This is a genomic window from Pseudomonas fluorescens, from assembly GCF_003732425.1.
Taxonomy (GTDB): domain Bacteria; phylum Pseudomonadota; class Gammaproteobacteria; order Pseudomonadales; family Pseudomonadaceae; genus Aquipseudomonas; species Aquipseudomonas fluorescens_BE.
Map to the genome: position 1 here is coordinate 442042 of NZ_MOBX01000003.1, position 17926 is coordinate 459967.

20 protein-coding genes are annotated in these 17926 nt (G+C 60.6%); 11 read left to right on the forward strand and 9 right to left on the reverse strand.

The window, feature by feature from the left end; all coding sequences use genetic code 11:
• Positions 1 to 4: 4 nt before the first annotated feature.
• Complete coding sequence (locus BK670_RS04755) at positions 5 to 670, reverse strand: CoA transferase subunit B (RefSeq protein WP_116031285.1); 666 nt, start codon at positions 668 to 670, stop codon at positions 5 to 7.
• A 24-nt stretch (positions 671 to 694) separates the two neighbouring features.
• Positions 695 to 1393 (reverse strand): CoA transferase subunit A, encoded by a 699-nt coding sequence (locus BK670_RS04760; protein WP_016983257.1) that lies wholly within the window; start codon positions 1391 to 1393, stop codon positions 695 to 697.
• A 241-nt stretch (positions 1394 to 1634) separates the two neighbouring features.
• Between BK670_RS04760 and BK670_RS04765 the strand changes: the two genes are divergently transcribed.
• Positions 1635 to 2531, forward strand: coding sequence for a LysR family transcriptional regulator (locus tag BK670_RS04765; protein ID WP_123448821.1), 897 nt, complete (start codon positions 1635 to 1637; stop codon positions 2529 to 2531).
• A gap of 119 nt (positions 2532 to 2650) precedes the next feature.
• On the opposite strand, the gene BK670_RS04770 is transcribed toward BK670_RS04765, so the two are convergent.
• Together BK670_RS04770 and BK670_RS04775 are read right to left on the reverse strand one after the other, a co-directional pair.
• Entirely contained in the window at positions 2651 to 3493 is an 843-nt protein-coding gene (locus BK670_RS04770; protein WP_123448822.1) for an NAD-dependent protein deacetylase, read from the reverse strand.
• A gap of 54 nt (positions 3494 to 3547) precedes the next feature.
• Entirely contained in the window at positions 3548 to 4594 is a 1047-nt protein-coding gene (locus BK670_RS04775) for a class I SAM-dependent methyltransferase (protein ID WP_123449190.1), read from the reverse strand.
• A gap of 407 nt (positions 4595 to 5001) precedes the next feature.
• Here BK670_RS04775 and BK670_RS04785 point away from each other — a divergent pair, with 407 nt between their 5' ends.
• Both BK670_RS04785 and BK670_RS04790 read left to right on the forward strand, forming a co-directional pair.
• Positions 5002 to 5841, forward strand: a complete 840-nt coding sequence (locus BK670_RS04785; protein WP_123448823.1) for an HvfB family MNIO-type RiPP peptide maturase — start codon at positions 5002 to 5004, stop codon at positions 5839 to 5841.
• Positions 5834 to 6583, forward strand: a complete 750-nt coding sequence (locus tag BK670_RS04790; RefSeq protein WP_123448824.1) for an HvfC family RiPP maturation protein — start codon at positions 5834 to 5836, stop codon at positions 6581 to 6583. Before BK670_RS04785 ends, BK670_RS04790 begins: the two co-directional genes overlap by 8 nt.
• Positions 6584 to 6700: 117 nt before the next feature.
• Here the strand turns inward: BK670_RS04790 and BK670_RS04795 are convergent, their stop codons facing one another.
• Both BK670_RS04795 and BK670_RS04800 read right to left on the reverse strand, forming a co-directional pair.
• On the reverse strand, positions 6701 to 8008 hold the full coding sequence (locus BK670_RS04795; RefSeq protein ID WP_123448825.1) for a sensor histidine kinase: 1308 nt from the start codon (positions 8006 to 8008) through the stop codon (positions 6701 to 6703).
• Positions 8005 to 8745, reverse strand: a complete 741-nt coding sequence (locus BK670_RS04800; protein WP_016983266.1) for a response regulator — start codon at positions 8743 to 8745, stop codon at positions 8005 to 8007. Before BK670_RS04800 ends, BK670_RS04795 begins: the two co-directional genes overlap by 4 nt.
• A 296-nt stretch (positions 8746 to 9041) precedes the next feature.
• On the opposite strand from BK670_RS04800, the gene BK670_RS04805 reads away from it, so the two are divergent.
• The 3 genes from BK670_RS04805 to BK670_RS04815 all read left to right on the forward strand — a co-directional run bounded on the left by BK670_RS04805 (position 9042) and on the right by BK670_RS04815 (position 10988).
• A complete protein-coding gene (locus BK670_RS04805; RefSeq protein ID WP_123448826.1) occupies positions 9042 to 9305 on the forward strand; it encodes a DUF2790 domain-containing protein in 264 nt (87 codons plus the stop codon).
• 29 nt (positions 9306 to 9334) lie between these two features.
• The gene (locus BK670_RS04810; protein ID WP_123448827.1) at positions 9335 to 9589 is read left to right on the forward strand and encodes a hypothetical protein; all 255 of its coding nucleotides are present in this window, start codon (positions 9335 to 9337) and stop codon (positions 9587 to 9589) included.
• Between the two features lie 187 nt (positions 9590 to 9776).
• A complete protein-coding gene (locus BK670_RS04815; RefSeq protein WP_123449191.1) occupies positions 9777 to 10988 on the forward strand; it encodes a cytochrome c biogenesis protein DipZ in 1212 nt (403 codons plus the stop codon).
• 17 nt (positions 10989 to 11005) lie between these two features.
• Here the strand turns inward: BK670_RS04815 and BK670_RS04820 are convergent, their stop codons facing one another.
• Positions 11006 to 11467, reverse strand: a complete 462-nt coding sequence (locus BK670_RS04820) for a GNAT family N-acetyltransferase (RefSeq protein ID WP_123448828.1) — start codon at positions 11465 to 11467, stop codon at positions 11006 to 11008.
• Positions 11468 to 11692: 225 nt separating this feature from the next.
• Here BK670_RS04820 and BK670_RS04825 point away from each other — a divergent pair, with 225 nt between their 5' ends.
• Complete coding sequence (locus tag BK670_RS04825) at positions 11693 to 11965, forward strand: DUF4242 domain-containing protein (protein ID WP_123448829.1); 273 nt, start codon at positions 11693 to 11695, stop codon at positions 11963 to 11965.
• 33 nt (positions 11966 to 11998) lie between these two features.
• Positions 11999 to 12811 carry a class I SAM-dependent methyltransferase gene (locus BK670_RS04830; RefSeq protein WP_123448830.1) on the forward strand — a complete coding sequence of 271 codons (813 nt, stop codon included), beginning with the start codon at positions 11999 to 12001 and terminating at the stop codon, positions 12809 to 12811.
• A 148-nt stretch (positions 12812 to 12959) separates the two neighbouring features.
• Here BK670_RS04830 and pcsA read toward each other — a convergent pair whose 3' ends face one another.
• Positions 12960 to 13682 carry a phosphatidylcholine synthase gene (gene pcsA / locus BK670_RS04840; protein ID WP_007919592.1) on the reverse strand — a complete coding sequence of 241 codons (723 nt, stop codon included), beginning with the start codon at positions 13680 to 13682 and terminating at the stop codon, positions 12960 to 12962.
• Between the two features lie 259 nt (positions 13683 to 13941).
• On the opposite strand from pcsA, the gene BK670_RS04845 reads away from it, so the two are divergent.
• The gene (locus tag BK670_RS04845; RefSeq protein WP_123448831.1) at positions 13942 to 14709 is read left to right on the forward strand and encodes a tellurite resistance TerB family protein; all 768 of its coding nucleotides are present in this window, start codon (positions 13942 to 13944) and stop codon (positions 14707 to 14709) included.
• A gap of 92 nt (positions 14710 to 14801) precedes the next feature.
• Here BK670_RS04845 and BK670_RS04850 read toward each other — a convergent pair whose 3' ends face one another.
• Positions 14802 to 15260 carry an REP-associated tyrosine transposase gene (locus tag BK670_RS04850; RefSeq protein ID WP_123448832.1) on the reverse strand — a complete coding sequence of 153 codons (459 nt, stop codon included), beginning with the start codon at positions 15258 to 15260 and terminating at the stop codon, positions 14802 to 14804.
• A 315-nt stretch (positions 15261 to 15575) separates the two neighbouring features.
• Between BK670_RS04850 and BK670_RS04860 the strand changes: the two genes are divergently transcribed.
• Positions 15576 to 16952: an iron-containing redox enzyme family protein gene (locus BK670_RS04860; RefSeq protein WP_123448833.1), complete on the forward strand. Its 1377-nt coding sequence runs from the start codon at positions 15576 to 15578 to the stop codon at positions 16950 to 16952.
• 11 nt (positions 16953 to 16963) lie between these two features.
• Positions 16964 to 17917, forward strand: coding sequence for a methyltransferase (locus tag BK670_RS04865; RefSeq protein ID WP_123448834.1), 954 nt, complete (start codon positions 16964 to 16966; stop codon positions 17915 to 17917).
• Positions 17918 to 17926: the final 9 nt, after the last annotated feature.

Here is a 17926-nt window from a genome sequence, read left to right on the forward strand (position 1 = left end):
TTCCTCACTGGGCAGCGAACTGCATTTCCGGTACGTGATCCGGGACGATCAGTTTACCAGCGGTTTTGGCGACGATTTCCTCGACGCTGACGCCAGGTGCGCGTTCCTTGAGGACAAAAGCGCCATTTTCGATTTCCAGATAGGCGAGGTCGGTCAGCACACGCTTGATGCAACCGGCGCCGGTCAACGGCAGGCTGCATTTGGAGAGCAGTTTGGACTCACCGTCCTTGGACGCGTGGGTCATGATCACGATGATGTTGTCGGCGCCCGCCACCAGATCCATCGCGCCGCCCATGCCCTTGACCAGTTTGCCGGGGATCATCCACGAGGCGATGTTGCCTTCGACGTCCACTTCGAACGCGCCGAGCACGGTCAGGTCGACATGACCACCACGGATCATCGCGAAGGATTCGGCGGAGTTGAAGATCGACGCGCCGATGCGCGCGGTCACCGTTTGTTTGCCGGCGTTGATCATGTCGGCATCGATGGTGTCTTCCGTCGGGAACGGGCCCATGCCGAGCAGGCCGTTTTCCGATTGCAGCATGACTTCCATGCCGTCGGGAATGTAGTTGGCGACCAGGGTCGGAATGCCGATGCCGAGGTTCACATAAAAGCCGTCCTGCATTTCGCGGGCCACGCGCTGAGCCATTTGTTCGCGGGTAAGAGCCATGTTTTTATTCTCCGTCAGCCTGAATTATTTGCGGATGGTGCGCTGTTCGATGCGTTTTTCGAACGTGCCGCAAATGACCCGATCGACGTAGATGCCCGGGGTGTGGATCTGCGAGGGGTCGAGTTCACCGGGTTCGACGATTTCTTCGACTTCAACCACGGTGATCTTGCCGGCGGTGGCCGCCAGCGGGTTGAAGTTCTGCGCGGTGTGACGGTAGATGACGTTACCGAAGTGGTCGGCTTTCCAGCCTTTGACGATGGCGAAGTCGCCGGTGATGGATTCTTCCATCAGGTACTTGCGACCTTTGAACTCGCGTACTTCCTTGCCTTCGGCGACCGGTGTGCCGACGCCGGTGGCGGTGAAGAAGGCGGGAATGCCGGCGCCGCCTGCGCGCATTTTCTCGGCGAGGGTGCCTTGTGGGGTCAGGATGACTTCGATGTCGCCCTTGAGCAGTTGCTCTTCGAACAGCTTGTTTTCGCCGACATAGGAGGCGATGACTTTGCTGATCTGACGATCGGTAAGCAGCACGCCGAGGCCGAAACCGTCGACGCCGCAGTTGTTGGAGACGACGGTGAGGTCGCGGGTGCCTTTGCGCTTGATCTCGGCGATCAGGTTTTCCGGAATGCCGCACAGACCGAAGCCGCCGGCGATGACGGTCATGCCGTCCTCAAGCCCGGCCAGGGCTTCCTCGTAGGAACTCACGCGCTTGTCGAAACCTGCCATATGCACCTCTTTTATTATTTGCGGGCGGCTGGCTAGCCGAATGGTTGGAGTGTCGCGCTGAAGAATATATTTGTTAAGTTGATTTTTAAGGTTGATTGATAGATAAAACTCAACAAAGGCATCCGTCCCCCTGTAGGAGCTGCCGAAGGCTGTGATCTTTTGATCTTATAAAATCAGCATCAAAAGATCGCAGCCTTCGGCAGCTCCTACCTGACCGAGTTTCATGTTCAGAGGCTTGAGTATGACCATCAAACAGATCCGCGCCTTTCTCGCCGTGGCCCAGAGTCTGAGTTTCGCCGTGGCCTGCGAGCGCCTGCACCTGTCGCAATCAGCCTTGAGCCTGACCATCAAAGCGCTGGAGGAGGGCCTCGGCGGGCGCCTGTTTAGCCGCAACACACGCAACGTCGCGCTGACTGCCGAAGGTGAATCCTTGTTGCCGCTGGCCCGGCGCTTGATTGCCGACTGGGATAACGCCGAAGACGAAATGCGCCAACGCTTCAGCTTGCAGCGCGGGCGGGTGACGCTGGCGGCGATGCCGTCGTTTGCCGGCAACCTGCTACCGCCGATCCTCAAGACCTTTCGCGCGCGCTATCCGAACGTCAACGTCACGGTCAACGACGTGATCAACGAGCAAGTGCTGGAAATGGTCCGTGATCGCCAAGTCGAACTGGGCGTGGCATTCGAGCCGATGCAAAACACTTCGATGACGTTTACGCCGTTGTACATGGATCGCTTTGTCGCGGTGGTGTCAAAGGATTCGCCGCTGGCGCAGCGCGGCGAAATCGACTGGCAGACGTTGTTGCAGGAGCCGTTCATCACCTTGCAGCGGCCATCGACGGTGCGGGTGATGCTCGAAGAGCACCTGCAGGCGCGGGGCATGAAGTTGCCGGTGGAGTTTGAAAGCCATCAATTGGCGACGGTCGGGCGGATGGTCGCCAGCGGTCTGGGCGTCAGTGCCGTGCCAGCGCTGTGCGCCGAGCAAATGCACGAGCTGGGCGCCCATTGCCTGACCCTGAATGACTCGGTGGAGCGGGCCATCGGCGTGCTGACGGAGCCGGGCAATGAACTGTCGGCGGCGGCGCAGGCGTTGTTCGATATTCTCCAGCAGGAAAACCTGAGCCAACGCCTGTCGCCCTGACCCAACCCAATTCCCCTGTGGGAGCGAGCCTGCTCGCGAAAGCGTTCTGCCAAACGACCTTGTTGGTGCAGGCAGACCGCCTTCGCGAGCAGGCTCGCTCCCACAAGGGATAGGGGCGTTCAGGGGGTGAGGCGTTGAGTCAGCAAGGGCAAAAGCTGTTCACACGACGCTTCAATTTTCAAATCCAGCAACTCATCCGCCCGGGTCTTGCCCAGATTGATCGCGATCAACGGCTTCCCGCGATCGGCAATCACCCGGCACAGGCGAAACGCCGAATACGCCATCAACGACGAACCCACCACCAACATCCCCGCCGCGTTTTCTGCTGCCGCCATCGCCCGCGCCGCCGTGGGCTGCGCGACGTTCTCGCCGAAAAACACCACGTCCGGTTTCATCCGTTCACCGGCGCAATGCGGGCAGTGCGGCACCTGAAAACGCGCTTCGAAGGCCGGATCAAGCAGGGTGTCACCATCCGGCGCCTGTACCGCATCGACCCCGGCCAGATACGGGTTGTGCATCTCCATCAATTGTTGAATCGAATCGCGCTCGCTGCGCTGGCCGCAGTCCAGACAGACAACGCGATGCAGGCTGCCGTGCAATTCGATGACATCGTGACTGCCGGCCTGATCGTGCAGGGTGTCGACGTTCTGGGTGATCAGGTCATGGATCAGCCCATGGCGCTGCAGACCGGCCAATGCTTCGTGCGCTGCATTCGGTTGCGCCTGACGTACCCTCGGCCAGCCGAGCATGGCCCGCGCCCAATAGCGGCGGCGTGATTCAGGGGCGGCGAGGAATTCCTGGTACATCATCGGTTGTCGGCCTCGGCGTACTCCGTCGCTGTCGCGGTAATCCGGAATGCCCGACGGCGTGCTGATACCGGCCCCGGTCAGCACAATGAAATCGCCATCAGCCATCGCTTCCTGCAAGGTATCGAGGTGTTCGCGGGTCGGGCTGTCGAGCATGGTCAGCGCTCCGAAGTGGGCAGTGCCAGCAGGTTAGCACGCGACCCGCGCGGGTTACTTGCGCGCCTCCAGAATCAGGTTGAACGGCGTTTGCGTGGCCCGGCGGAACTGCTTGAACCCGGCTTCGGTAAATACTTTACGCAGACGCATTTCCCCCGCCTGCGCACCCAGGCCCAGGCCGACTTCCTGCGACAGCGAATTCGGTGTGCAGATAAACGTCGAGGCCGCATAGAACAGCCGCCCGACCGGGTTGATGTTGTCGTCCAGTGTGTCGTTGGCGAACGGTTCGACCAGCAACACCGTGCCATCGTCTTTCAGCGAGTCATAGGCGTGGCGCGCGGCACCGACCGGATCGCCCATGTCATGCAGGCAGTCGAAATAGCAGATCAGGTCGTAGTCATCGCCGGGGTAGCTTTTCGCCGAACCCTGGAAAAACTTCGCCCGGCTGCTGACGCCACCTTCCTCGGCGCGCTCGGTGGCGACGGTGACCGAGGGCGCGTGATAGTCGTAGCCGACGAAACGCGAGTTGGGAAACGCCTGGGCCATGATCACGGTCGAGGCACCATGACCGCAGCCGATGTCGGCGACTTTGGCGCCTTTCTCTAGTTTCGCCACCACACCATCCAGCGCCGGCAGCCATTCGGCGATCAGGTGACCTTTGTAGCCGGGCCGGAAGAAGCGCTCGGTGCCGGTGAACATGCACGGGTGGTGATCGCCCCAGGGCAGGGCACCGTTGCCGCGCATGGCTTTGACCAGTTTGTCTTTGTCGTGGAAAAACGATGCCACCACTCCGAGACCACCGGCGACGTACACGGGGGAATCTTCAACGGCCAAGGCCAGCGCTTGTTCTTCGGGTAACCGGAACTGACCGTCGTGGTGCTCCATGTAGCCGGACGCCGCGTGCGCACTGAGCCATTCGCGCACCAGGCGCGGGTTGCAGGTGGTTTTTTCCGCGAGAGCATCGGCACTGATCGGCTGACTGTCGGCCATTGCCCGGTACAGACCGAGTTCTTCGCCGACGATGACATTGGCCAGCATCGCCGCGCCGCCCATGTCGTTGACCAGTTTGCCCATGAATTCGTTGAGCTTCGCCTCATTCATCATGTGTGCTCCTGAAACAGGATCACGGTCCGGCGGCGTCGAGGGTCGAGGCGTGCGCCACCGGGCGGTGGTCACGGAGTTGGGCAGGGCACGGCTGACGTCCTGCGGCCCCCTCGACTGGGTAATAAAGGAGTCTAGCCCCGGTGCGGGACTGACGCTGTATTTGTGAACAACGAAAACCTCGGTGGGAGCGAGCCTGCTCGCGAAGAGGCCGGCACAGTCAACATCGTGTTCGACTGTTCGGCAGCCTTCGCGAGCAGGTTCGCTCCCACAGGTTTTTCGGCGTGTATCACTGTGTATCGCCGTCATCGGGGGATACACAGGGCCGCAAATGTCCGGTCAGTTGCACACAGCGGCGATACAGCCGGCGGCTCAAATGTGGCAAACCCACTGCGAGGTACACCCCCATGCTTACGCCGCCCCAATCACTGCCACCCAGCGTCGGCCTCGGCCTGCGCCGTGGTCTGCTGAAAGACCTGCAAGCTGCCAACCCCGGCGCTTTCGACTTTCTCGAAGTCGCCCCGGAAAACTGGATCGGCGTCGGCGGCGTACATGGCGCGGCGTTGCGGGAACTGGCTGAACGCTATCCGTTGTCCTGTCACGGCTTGTCGTTGTCACTCGGCGGCCCGGCACCGCTGGATGTCGGGTTCTTGCAGGAAGTCCGGGGTTTTCTCGACCATTACAACGTGCCGCTCTACAGCGAGCACCTGAGTTATTGCAGCGATGACGGGCATCTGTATGACTTGCTGCCGTTGCCGTTCACCGAAGAGGCGGTTCACCACGTCGCCGCGCGAATCCGTCAGGCTCAAGACATTCTCGGCCGGCGGCTGGCGGTGGAAAACGTCTCCTACTACGCCGCACCGCGTCAGGACATGGACGAGGTGACCTTCACCAATGCCGTGTTGCGCGAGGCCGATTGCGATCTGCTGCTGGACGTCAACAATGTCTACGTCAACGCGATCAACCACGGTTTCGACCCGCAAACGTTTCTCGCCGGTATCGAGCCGGGTCGCGTGGTCGGCATGCATGTGGCGGGGCATTTCGATGAGTCCGATACGCTGAAAATCGATACCCATGGCGCTTCGGTAAAACCGCTGGTGTGGGCACTGTTGGCCGAGGCCTATACGCGGTTTGGCGTGCAGCCAACGTTGCTTGAGCGGGATTTCAATTTTCCGGCATTTTCCGGACTGGTTGCCGAGTTGCAGACCATTCGCCACTTGCAAGCAGGAGGCCGCCATCGTGGATAACCTGAGGCTGCAACAACAGGCGCTGACCCGGTATTTGCGTGATCCCGAATATCAATCGCCACCGGCCGACATGAACGCGGCGCGGGTCAATGTCTATCGCGATCTGGTGTTCAACAACGTCTCGCAACTGTTGAGCGGCACGTTTCCGGTATCGATCCGCATCATTGGAGCACAGCGCTGGGGCTTGCTGGTGCGAGGTTTCCTGCGCGACTGGCGGGCGCAAACCCCGAAGTTCGGCGAGATTGCCCAAACGTTTCTCGACTATCTCGCTTCTCCGCCGCAAGTGTTGCGCGAAGGTGAGTGGCCGGCGTTTTTACTGGAGCTGGCGCATTACGAATGGGTCGAGATGATCTTGCAGCAATCTGATGGCCAAGCGCTGCCGTGGACGGATCCGGCGCTGTTGCTGGAGCGTCCGTTGCAGATCTCGGCGCTGGCCTGGCCATTGGCGTATGTGTGGCCGGTGCATGAACTTGATCCAGACAATCAGCCTGCCCAGCCACCGGCGCAACCGACCCTTTTGCTGGTGCGACGTGCGGCGGATTGGCGTGTGAAGTTTTCCGAACTGAGCCCGCTGGCCTGGCGCCTGTTACAGCGCATCACCGAGTGTGCGCCGTTGACCGGGCGTCAGCAGTTGCAGGGGCTGGCGCTGGAGGCCGGGCAGCCCGCCAGCAGTTCGTTCATGGATAACGGCTTGATGTTGTTGCTGCAGATGCATGAGGACAGCGTGATCGGCATAGCGTGAATGTGTAGCAATCTATTGTAGGAGTGAGCCTGCTCGCGATGGCGTCCTTCGAGTCAACCCGCATTGACTGAAAAGACGCCATCGCGAGCAGGCTCACTGCTACAGGGTTGTGTAGCGTTAAGCATTGAGCGGCAGTTTCAGCTCCGCACACAACCCGCCACCCTCGCGATTACTCAAGGTCAGCGAGCCACCCAAGGCCATGGCCAGTTGCTGGGCGATGGCCAACCCTAGCCCGGTGCCACCGGTGTCGCGATTACGCGAGTTTTCCACGCGATAGAACGGTTGCAGCACCTGGGCCAGTTCGGCATCGGCGATGCCCGGGCCGCGATCCATGACCGTGATCGCCAGGCTGCCCTTGTTGGCTTCGACCCACACTTCGGCAGCACCGGCGAATTTCAGTGCGTTATCGGTCAGGTTCACCAGCACCCGGCGCAACGCATGAGGACGGGTGTCGATGACCGCCGCACTCTTGCCGACCAGTTGTACCTGCTTGCCCATGTCCTGATAGTCGAACACCAGGCTTTCGAGGAAGGAATCCATGTTGGTGCGGCGGCTTTCCTCGGTCGAGCCATGGATGCTGCGCGCATAGGCCACGCCTTCGCGCACCAGGTGTTCCATCTCGCTGAGGTCGTTCCACAGTTTGTCTTTCTCGGCGCAATCGTCCATGAGTTCGGCGCGCAGTTTCATCCGCGTGATCGGCGTTTGCAGGTCATGGGAAATCGCCGCTAGCAGTTGCATGCGTTCTTTGAGGTAAGCGGCGATGCGCGCCTGCATCGCGTTGAACGCCCGCGCCGCGTAGACCACTTCGTTCGGGCCGCTTTCGTCGAGGTTGATCGGGTGGGCGTTGGGGTCGAGGGTTTCCACAGCGTTGGCCAGCCGGGTCAGCGGACGGATCGCGATACGCACGGCCAGCCAGGTGCAGGCGATCATCAACACCAGTTGGCCGAGCAAGACCGCCGGCAACCAGGGTGACAGCGGGACCATCGCGGGGCGCACGTCGATGGTCACCGGGCTGCCGTCGCTCAGGCGCAGATGGCCCTGAAAGTGTTTCTTCGGCCCGGGAATATCGGTGAAGGTCAGCGGATAGCGTTCACCGATGGCTTCGGTGATCGAGGTGACCGCCACCGGCACATCACCGGCCTCGATCGGCGTGCCCGGTTCGCCTGCGCTCAACAGGTAGCGATAATTTTTTCGCGCCAGACGCTCGAGCCAGTCGGGACGCTCTTGCGCGGGCAGGCGATCGAGGATCGCAATCGAGGTTGACACGTCGGTTTCCAGATTGCCGAGCATGGTGTTCTTGGCGCTTTGGTAACGCTCGTAATACTGCGCACCGAACGACAGCGCCTGGGCGAGCAGCAGGCCGATCAGGAAAATCAGCGACAGGCGCGAGGCGAGGGTGCGCGGCCAGTGCAGATTGACGCTCATGCCGGGGCACCGAGAATCTCGACCGGCAGCGAGAACACATAACCTTCGCTGCGCACGGTCTTGATGTAGGCCGGCTCGCGCGCGTCATCCAGCAGGCGCTGACGCAAGCGGCTGACCAGCAAATCGATCGAGCGGTCAAACAGATCGGCGTCGCGGCCCTGGGTCAGGTTGAGCAGTTGGTCGCGGCTGAGCACCCGTTGCGGATGATCGAGAAAGACCCGCAGCAATCGATACTCGGCGCCACTGAGGGCGACCATGGTGCCGTCTTTGTCCAACAGGTGACGGGCCGAGGTGTCCAGTTGCCAACGACCGAAAGCCAGCAAGCGACCGGCCTCGGTGACCACCAGATTCGGTGGCAGCATCCGCGTGCGGCGCAGCACGGCGTTGATCCGCGCGAGCAATTCGCGGGCGGCGAACGGTTTGGTCAGGTAATCGTCGGCGCCCATTTCCAGGCCGATGATGCGGTCGGTTTCATCGTTGCGCGCGGTCAGCATCAGCACCGGAGTGGCCTTGTGTTTGCCCACCCGTAATTCGCGGCACAACTGCAGGCCGTCGTCGCCGGGCATCATGATGTCGAGCACGATCAGGTCGACGGTGTTGGCCTCGAGAAAATTGCGCATCTGCCGGCCATCGGCGACCACCGTGGTGCGCAGGCCGTTTTTCTTCAGGTAGTTGCCCACCAGTTCACGGATCTCGCGGTCGTCGTCGACGATGAGAATGTGATCGACATGATCCATCGGTGCAAACCTCTATCAAAAGGGACTGCCGTGCAGTCTATAGAGCCTTCAATGGCTCGCCTGCCTGCCTTTGTATTGCAGTGTATCTGCCGTGGCGGCGGATACACGGGAACGCAAAATCGCGAATTTCTCAGGGTTTTGTATCGCTGTGTATCCCCCGATGGCAGGGATACACAGCGAGTGAAACGCGCCAGTTCCTGACACAGACGCGATACCTCGCACGCTTCAAATAGGCTCCATCGAGGCCCACACAGATCGCCTCGGCTCAAACCCACTGAAGCCTTGAGGAAAACGCCATGAACAACAAATCCGTAATTGCCGCCTGCCTGTTTGCCGCCCTGAACATCTGCACGCTGTCGGCCCGGGCCGAAGCCGCCGTCACCCCGCAAACCTACACCTACGGCACCCACCTGGATATTCAGAAAGTGATCTCGCTGAAGCAGGACAACTCGGTGTCCTGCGGCATCGTCGAGGCGCGCATGACCTACCTCGATTCGGCCGGCCAGACCCGCGTACTCGATTACAGCAAATTTGCCGACGGCTGCAACAACGACAACTGAGTCATCACTCTTAATAGAAGGAAATACCGATGAACAACGTATCGCGCTTTTTGACTGCCATCGCTTTCTCCCTGACCGGCGTCGCCGCCCATGCCAACGCTGCGGTTGAACAGCATAGCTGCCACAGCGGCAGCTGCTTTCAACTGACCCCGGTGGCCAAGCAGGACAGCGATGGCCTGATTGCGGCGGACGGCTCCAGCCGCACGCCACAGGGCCAGATGTTTGCCGAGAACGGCGCCAGTCGTACGCCGCAGAGCCATTGGCTGGACAGCCAGAGCGCTTGAGTCTGGTTATGCAAAGCATTCTGTGGCGAGGGAGCTTGCTCCCGCCGGGCAGCGAAGCTGCCCCAAACCGGCTTTCACGATTGATCAGTGAAAGCGCGTTGGATGGTTCTGCGGCTGCTGCGCAGCCGAGCGGGAGCAAGCTCCCTCGCCACAGAGGTCTGGGTTCACATTATTCCGGGTGATCATCATGTATCTAATCGCATTTCTTGGCGGTCTGCTGACCGTGCTCAGCCCCTGCATCCTGCCGGTGGTGCCGTTTCTGTTTGCCGGCGCTCAACGCAGTCGCGCGGCGATTCTGCTGACGCTCGGCGGCATGGCCCTGACCTTCGCGCTGATCTCCAGCCTCGCCGTGGTCAGCAGCGAATGGGTGATCCAGGCCAGCAACAGTGGTCGTTACGTCGCACTGATCGTAATGAGCGTATTCGCCTTGTCACTGATCTCGGCGCGCATCGGCGACTGGCTGACGCGCCCCTTGGTGATGCTCGGCAACCGCCTCGACCCGGATACCCGGAAAAAGGCCGGGCCAATGGGTTCGATCATGCTCGGCGTGGCCACGGGCCTGCTATGGGCACCGTGCGCCGGGCCGATTCTTGGTGTGATCCTTACCGGGGCCATGCTGCAAGGCGCCAATGCGCAGACCAGCCTGTTGCTGCTGGCCTATGGCGCCGGCAGTGCGTTGTCGCTGGGCACACTGATCTTTGCCGGGCGCGGCTTGGTCAATCGCTTGAAACCGTCGATTCCGTTCACTGGCTGGTTGCGTCGCGGTGCCGGGGTTGCGGTACTGGCGACGGCGGCGGTGATCGCCACTGGCTTCGATAAAACCTTGCTGGCGAACACCTCCTCTGAAGGCGTCGCCAGCGTCGAAAAAAGCGTGTTGGAAAACGTGCCGAAAGTGGTCGACTACTTCATCAGCAAAGTCCGCGCGGACTCGCCGATGGAGCAGGGCAAAGGGGCGATGCCGTCACTGGCCGGCGCCGTGCAGTGGTTGAACTCTCCCGAACTGAACGCTGAAGCCCTGCGCGGCAAAGTCGTGCTGGTGGACTTCTGGACTTACGACTGCATCAACTGCCAGCACACCCTGCCGTACGTCAAAGACTGGGCGAAGAAATATGAAAAGGATGGCCTCGTGGTGATCGGCGTGCACACCCCGGAATACGGTTACGAGCGGATCATCGACAACGTCCGGGATCAGGTGAAAAAACTCGGCATCACCTACCCGGTGGCCATCGACAACAACTACGCGATCTGGCGCAACTTCGACAACCAGTACTGGCCCGCGCATTACCTGATCGATGCCAAGGGGCAGGTGCGTTACAGCCACTTCGGCGAAGGTCGCTACGAAGCGCAGGAGCAGATGATCCAGCAGTTGCTGGAGGAGGCGAAGGCGCCGGCGGCCTGATCAACAACACCAATGGCTCAGAGGTCGCGGACCATGAGCCATTGCTCGTTGTCCCAGGCGCGAAAACGCTCCAGGACTTGCCAGCCGCGCTTGGCGTAGTAGTCCTGCTTGCTCTGCGTATGCAGGTACAAACGCGCAAACCCGCACTCTTTCGCCTCCTGACAAATCCCGGCAATCAAGCGTTCTGCCAGCCCTTGCCCGCGTGCTTCTGGGCTGACGAACACGCATGCCAGCCAAGGACCAAGATCAGGGCGCAGGGCGAGGTCATCGCGTGCCAGCGCCGCGCCGCCGACCAGATGTTCACCGTCCATGGCGATCAGGCAGGACCAGTCGCCATTGCTTTGGCCTTCGGCGAACTCGCGCTGCCATTCGGCCAACGGTTGGTTGACATATTCGTAGGGGAATTGTTGGTGAATCCATTGGGCATAGCGGTCGCTGTAGTGCATGTGATGCGCGAGCCAATCGATTTGCAATGACATCTGTCGAGTCCGTTCCAGAAGCGAGCGTGCATCAGAAACCAATCCCCGAACGTTGGCAATCCTGAAGGTGTTCCAGATGCTTTACAGAATTCCACCACTCATCGGCAACCCCCCTGTTTTCAAGGGTTGCCGGACGATCGGCAGGGACGCCAACCGGCAGCAGCGCGATAGTGCGTGAGCAGGGTCACTGCCGGCCCTGCCACATAACAATAACGCGAGGTTGCCATGCCGAAATTCGTGATTGAACGCGAGATTCCAGGAGCCGGGAAGCTGTCTGAAGCAGAACTCAAAACCGTGTCGCAAACGTCCTGTCAGGTGTTGCGCGAACTCGGGCCGCAAGTGCAGTGGCTGCAGAGCTATGTCACCGCCGACAAAATCTATTGTGTGTACATCGCACCTGACGAAGAGCAGATCCGCGAACACGCCAGGCTTGGTGGGTTTCCGGCCAACAGTGTGGCGCGGGTGATGACGGTTATTGATCCGACGACCGCCGAATGATCACGGGTTCAACCAGTAGCGGAGCTCACGTTTATGAGTACCCCGATTGATCTGACTGCCCTGAAGGAGCGCCAGAAAGTCGCTTGGGCCAGTGGCGACTACGCCGTGATCGGCACGACGTTGCAAATCGTCGGCGAAAACCTCGCCGAAGCCTGTGACCTGCGTTGCGACGAGGAGGTGCTGGATGTCGCCGCCGGCAACGGTAATGCGACGCTGGCCGCGGCGCGACGCGGGTGCCGGGTCACGTCGACCGATTATGTCGCGGCGTTGTTGGAACGCGGCCAGGATCGCGCCCGGGCGGAACATCTCGATGTGATATTTCAAGTGGCCGATGCCGAGGCCCTGCCGTTCGCCGATGAGAGTTACGACGCGGTGCTGTCGACCTTTGGCGTGATGTTCGCGCCGGATCAGGACAAGGCCGCTGCCGAACTGGGCCGGGTTTGTCGTCGTGGCGGGCGGATTGGTCTGGCCAACTGGACCCCGGAAGGTTTTGTTGGCCAGATGTTCAAGACGCTCGGCCGTCATCTGCCGCCGCCTGCCGGTGCCCAGCCCCCCTCGAATTGGGGCTCCGATGCCTGGCTGCACAAACATTTCGATGACCGCGATTTTCTGTTGCGCGTGACGCGGCGCGATTTCAATTTTCGCTATCGCTCGGCGGCGCATTTCATCGACATCTTTCGCCATTGGTATGGGCCGGTGCACAAGGCCTTCGCCGCGTTGCCGCCGGAGAGCGGGCAGGCGCTGGAAAGTGATCTGGCGGATCTGCTCAATCGGTTGAATCGGGCGGGAGAAGGGTCGCTGGTGGTGCCGAGTGAGTATCTGGAGGTGGTGATTACTAAACGTTGAGTCACCCCGACTTTCATAGCGATGGAGATCCCTGTGGGAGCGAGCCTGCTCGCGAAGACGGAGTGTCAGACAACATCTTTGTTGAATGACACAGCGCTTTCGCGAGCAGGCTCGCTCCCACAAGGGAAATGTACTGAGTGCGGAAGACTTATTTCACCTGCGGCCGATCAAACCACTCCAGCGCCGTGCGCCAGATGCAGATCCCCAGAAAGTACGCCGACATCAGCAACCACAAGCCCATCACCAACGGGTTGATCACCGGGTGGTTGAGTACCAGCGACAAACTGCACAGGAGCCAGATGGCCGTCACCGCAATGTTGATCGGCATGAACCGGCGTACGCGGAACGGGTGCAGGAACTTCATTCGCGTCACCGTCAGCAGCGCCAGGCCGATCACCGTCAGGAAAGTGATCCACGGCCCCGGTCCGATGATGTACAGGCACAGTGCGACCACATTCCACGCCGCCGGAAACCCGACAAAGTAGTTGTCTTTGCTCTTCATGTTGACGTTGCAGAAGCAGAACAGCGACGACACCAGAATCAGCGACACGGTCAGCAGCAGGGTGTAATCGGGCAACGGAATGTAGCGATAGATGAACAGTGCCGGAATGAACACATACGTCAGGTAATCGATCACCAGATCAAGGATCGAACCGTCGAAGCTCGGCAGCACCGATTGCACATTGACCTTACGCGCCAGCGCGCCGTCGAGGCCGTCGACAATCAGCGCCACGCCCAGCCACATCAGGCAATGGGTCGGCTGGTTTTCCAACAGGGCGAGAGTGGCCAGGAAGGCGGTGACCACGCCAGTCGCGGTAAAACCATGGGCGCCCCATGCTTTGAGCCTGGCGATGTGTACGGTTGATATCACAGGGGCGTTCTCCAGAAAGTGAAGCAAGCCGGGTATCACCCTTGGCGAGCAGGGCGCCGGCAAACCGGGTCGGGGTTGCAGCTATCGACCGGTCTGGCCGGGATAAGGTTCACCACTGATCAATCTTAGCTGGCCGGCGAAAAAATACGCGGGTGAAATCCGCCAGGGCGTCGAGCGTCAGCCAAACGGTGCTGGCGCTGTGGCTACACGGGTCTATCGTTGCCAGACGCAGTTACTGCCAATGCTTGAGGATGACGTGATGAACACCAGCGATTTGCTCGAACAACTGCTGCGAGGCCAGGCCTCGGCGGGGCAACAATCTTCAGCGTCTGCCGGCGATGGTTCGGGTGGTTTAGGCGGCTTGCTGGGTGGACTGCTCGGTGGCGCGGATTCCATCGGCACACGCGGCGGCTCTGCAGCCGGGGGGCTGGGCGGATTAGGTGGCTTGCTCGGTGGTTTGCTCGGCGGCGCTGGTGGTCTGGGCGGCGCCTTGGGTGGGGCGCTGGGCGGCGGTGGCGCCACGCAAAACCGTTCGGGAGGCACCAACTACGCGGCGCTGGCCTCGCTGGGCATGATGGCGTTCCAGGCGTATCAGGCCTGGCAACGCAACCAGGCGAGTGCGGCACCGCAGCAAGCGCCGCAAACCGCTAACCTTCTTGCCGGCCCGGAAATAGAAGAACACAGCCACGCGGTGCTACGCGCGTTGATTGCGGCGGCCAAGGCTGATGGTCGTATCGATGAATCCGAAAAACACCTGATCAGCAGCGAAATCGGCAAACACACCGATGATCCGCAATTACAGCAATGGCTTGACGCTGAAGTCGCCAAGCCGCTGGACCCTGACGAAGTGGCGCAAGCGTCAAACGGTGACCCGGCTGTCGCCGCCGAAATGTACCTGGCCAGCGTGATGCTGGTGGACGACCAGCAGGACGCCGAACGCGCCTATCTGGACGAGCTGGCAGCCGCGTTGAATATCGACCCGCAGTTGCAGGTGCACCTGGAACAGCAGGCCAAGGGTCAGGCCTGAAAGCAGAATCAAAAGATCGCAGCCTTCGGCAGCTCCTACAGGGTGTCCATCATTCCGTGTAGGAGCTGCCGAAGGCTGCGATCTTTTGATCTTCATAGCCAAATTGCATCCCACAACGGGTAGTCCCCCACACGCCCAACCAAACCGGCGCGCAACGGGTTCATGACGATGTATCGGGCAGCCGCTTTTAGATCTTCGTCGCGACGCAACGCCCGGTCGTAATAACCGCGCTGCCATATCCCTCCCTGACTGCCGCGCTTGAGATTGATCGAGCGACAACTGCGCGATTTGACGCGGCACATGAGCGCTGCCAACGAACAGTGTTTCAATTCAATCAGCCAATGCAGATGATCGGGCATCACAACCCACGCCAGTGACTGAACCATTCCCTCGTCATTGGCTGCACGCATTTGCTCAACCAGCAGTCTTCCCAAACGCCAATCCGAAAACACCGACTGACGTTCATAAACGACGGCAGTGAGCAAATAAATACGTCCAGCCTCGCTATAACGTCCCTTACGCAATCCACACGCCTTTGCAGCAACAGGCATTCCTTTGCCCTCCAAAAAATATCATTCTCGAACTCTAGCCAGCCCTCGCTCTCACGCCGGTCAAACCCATTGCAGGATGTAACCCTGTAGGAGCTGCCGAAGGCTGCGATCTTTTGATCTTGTTTTCTAAAATCAAAATCAAAAGATCGCAGCCTTCGGCAGCTCCTACAGGGGATTGAGGTGTATGCGAAGACGGCGCAGGTGGCCGTCCGTCCGGGCAATTTTCACGTCGATTGAATTTTTCGCAGGCGCCGCCTCTCTGCTGCTGTAGAGGCGTGTGGAACAACGTCCTGCCTACCGACCGAGAATTTTGCCATGACTGTCCTGACACACCTGCAAGCTGCGCCTGCCCAACCGCATCTTATGAATGCCGCCGGGAATATCCGGCAGATCTATGAAGCGCTGTTGCGCGATGACGATTGCCAGGACCTTGCGCAGGCGTTTTTGCAGGAGCAACTGCTACATGCCGCGCAACTCTCCGATGCTCTGCCCGAAGATCCCGCGACGTGGCACGCCTGGGTGGCCGAACATTGCGCCGATGTCGCCCGGCAATACGCCGACTACCTGCAGCAACGCAAGGCCGGTGGGCCTCGGCAATTCTTCCGTGGCAAGGCGCAGGCGCTGTATTTCCTGCAAGCGGTGGCGCCGACCAAACTGGTCGACGGCGCCTGGCTCCATGGTCTGTTGCCACGCTGGCAGGACCCGCGTTTCCAAGGCCTGCTGCAAACCTTTCTGGAAGAGCTGGGCGATGGCAATCCGGCGCAGAACCACGTGGTGATCTACCGTAAATTGCTCGCCGAACACGACTTGCAGGACAGCAGCGCGATCGCTGATGAGCGCTACTTGCAGGGCGCAATACAACTGGCCCTCGGCGTCTGTGGTGCTGATTATCTGCCCGAGGTGATCGGCTATAACCTCGGCTATGAACAACTGCCGTTGCACCTGTTGATCAGCAGCTACGAACTCAGTGAACTCGGGATCGATCCGTACTATTTCACCCTGCACGTGACCATCGACAACGCCAGCACCGGCCATGCGCAAAAAGCCGTGCAGGCGGCGCTTGATCTGCTACCGCTCGAGGCCGATCGCGCCGAATTTCTGCGCCGGGTAGCGCTCGGCTATCGGCTCAACGATCTGGGGCAGGGCAGCCGCACAATCATCGAAGGTTTCGACCTTGAGCATGAATTGCTGGCGATGCTTGAGCGCAAGTGTCCATTCGCTCAACACATGCACTCCGATTACTGCCGTTTCGAAGGGCAGACCGTCAATCAGTGGCTGGCTGCGCCGGAGCAATTGCCCGGATTTCTCCAGGCATTGCAGAACAAAGGCTGGATCAAACGCCACGAAGACCCGCAGGCCAGCCGTTTTTGGCAACTGATCGCGGGTGACGGTGCGGCGATGTTCGGCGTGTTCAATGCCTACGAAAAACAACTGGTGCACGACTGGATTGCCGGCGACTGGACGTCATCGGATAAACCCAGACCCGTTCGGCGCCATAGTCAGACCGCAGCACCCATCGAAGGGCTTGAACAGGATCCCGACGTACTGGCACTCAACGCCGCGTTGCAAGGTCAGGATGCCTTGGCGCAAATGGCGATTCTGATCCCCTGGCTCGCCCCGGCCCGCCATGCACACCCGGCCGGGCTGCTCGCCACCCGGCGTTTTATCGAACTCAAATCCCGCTTGCCTTAAGGACTTTGCCGATGAATCAGGAAGAACAACTCTGCCCCAACGACCTCGTGTTGCTGCACCTCGGCCGGCGCTTGTTGGCAGACGGATATCGGTTCGTCACCCCGACGCCGTTGACCCATCAACGGGTCAATCAGCGTGATGAGGGCCAGATGGCCGACACCTTGCGCGATGTCTTCGGCTGGTCGCGTCCGTTCGCGCCGGGGTTGTTGTCGGCCGATGAGCAGCGGCAACTGCAAGACGCGCAGGTCATCGATGCCTACGAAGGTCAGTTGAAGAGTCGCGTGCGCTGGTCGAGCCTGGATGATTTGCTGTTCGTGCATTCGGCATTTCCCACCGAGGCCGCTGACGCGGTGTTTTTCGGCCCCGACACCTACCGTTTTGCGCAACTGATCCACGCCCACCTGCAGCAGAACTTCGCGCCGATCCATCGCGCGGTGGACATCGGCTGTGGCGCTGGCGTCGGTGCGATTCTGATCGGCCGCGCCCGTCGCGAGGCAGAGGTGCTGGCGCTGGACATTAACCCTGCGGCGCTGCGCCTGACCGCGATCAACGCGGCGCTGGCGGAAGTTGCCAATGTCGAAGTGCGCGCCAGTGATCTTTTGCAGGGCGTCGACGGCGAGTTCGATCTGATCGTCGCCAACCCGCCGTACATGGCCGATCCGGCGGAACGCGCCTATCGCCACGGTGGCGGGACGCTGGGCGCAGGGCTGTCGCTGCGCATCGTCGAGCAGGCGCTGAATCGACTGGCCCCCGGCGGTTCTCTGCTGCTCTATACCGGTGTGGCGATGGTCGACGGTCGCGACCCGTTCCTCGACACCGTGCTGCCACGCCTGGATGAAAAGCGCTTCGCCTGGACATACCGCGAACTCGATCCGGATGTCTTCGGCGAAGAACTGCTCAACCCCGGCTATCAACGGGTCGACCGCATCGCGGTGGTGGCGCTGACCGTGACCCGAATGGGCTGAAACAAGGCA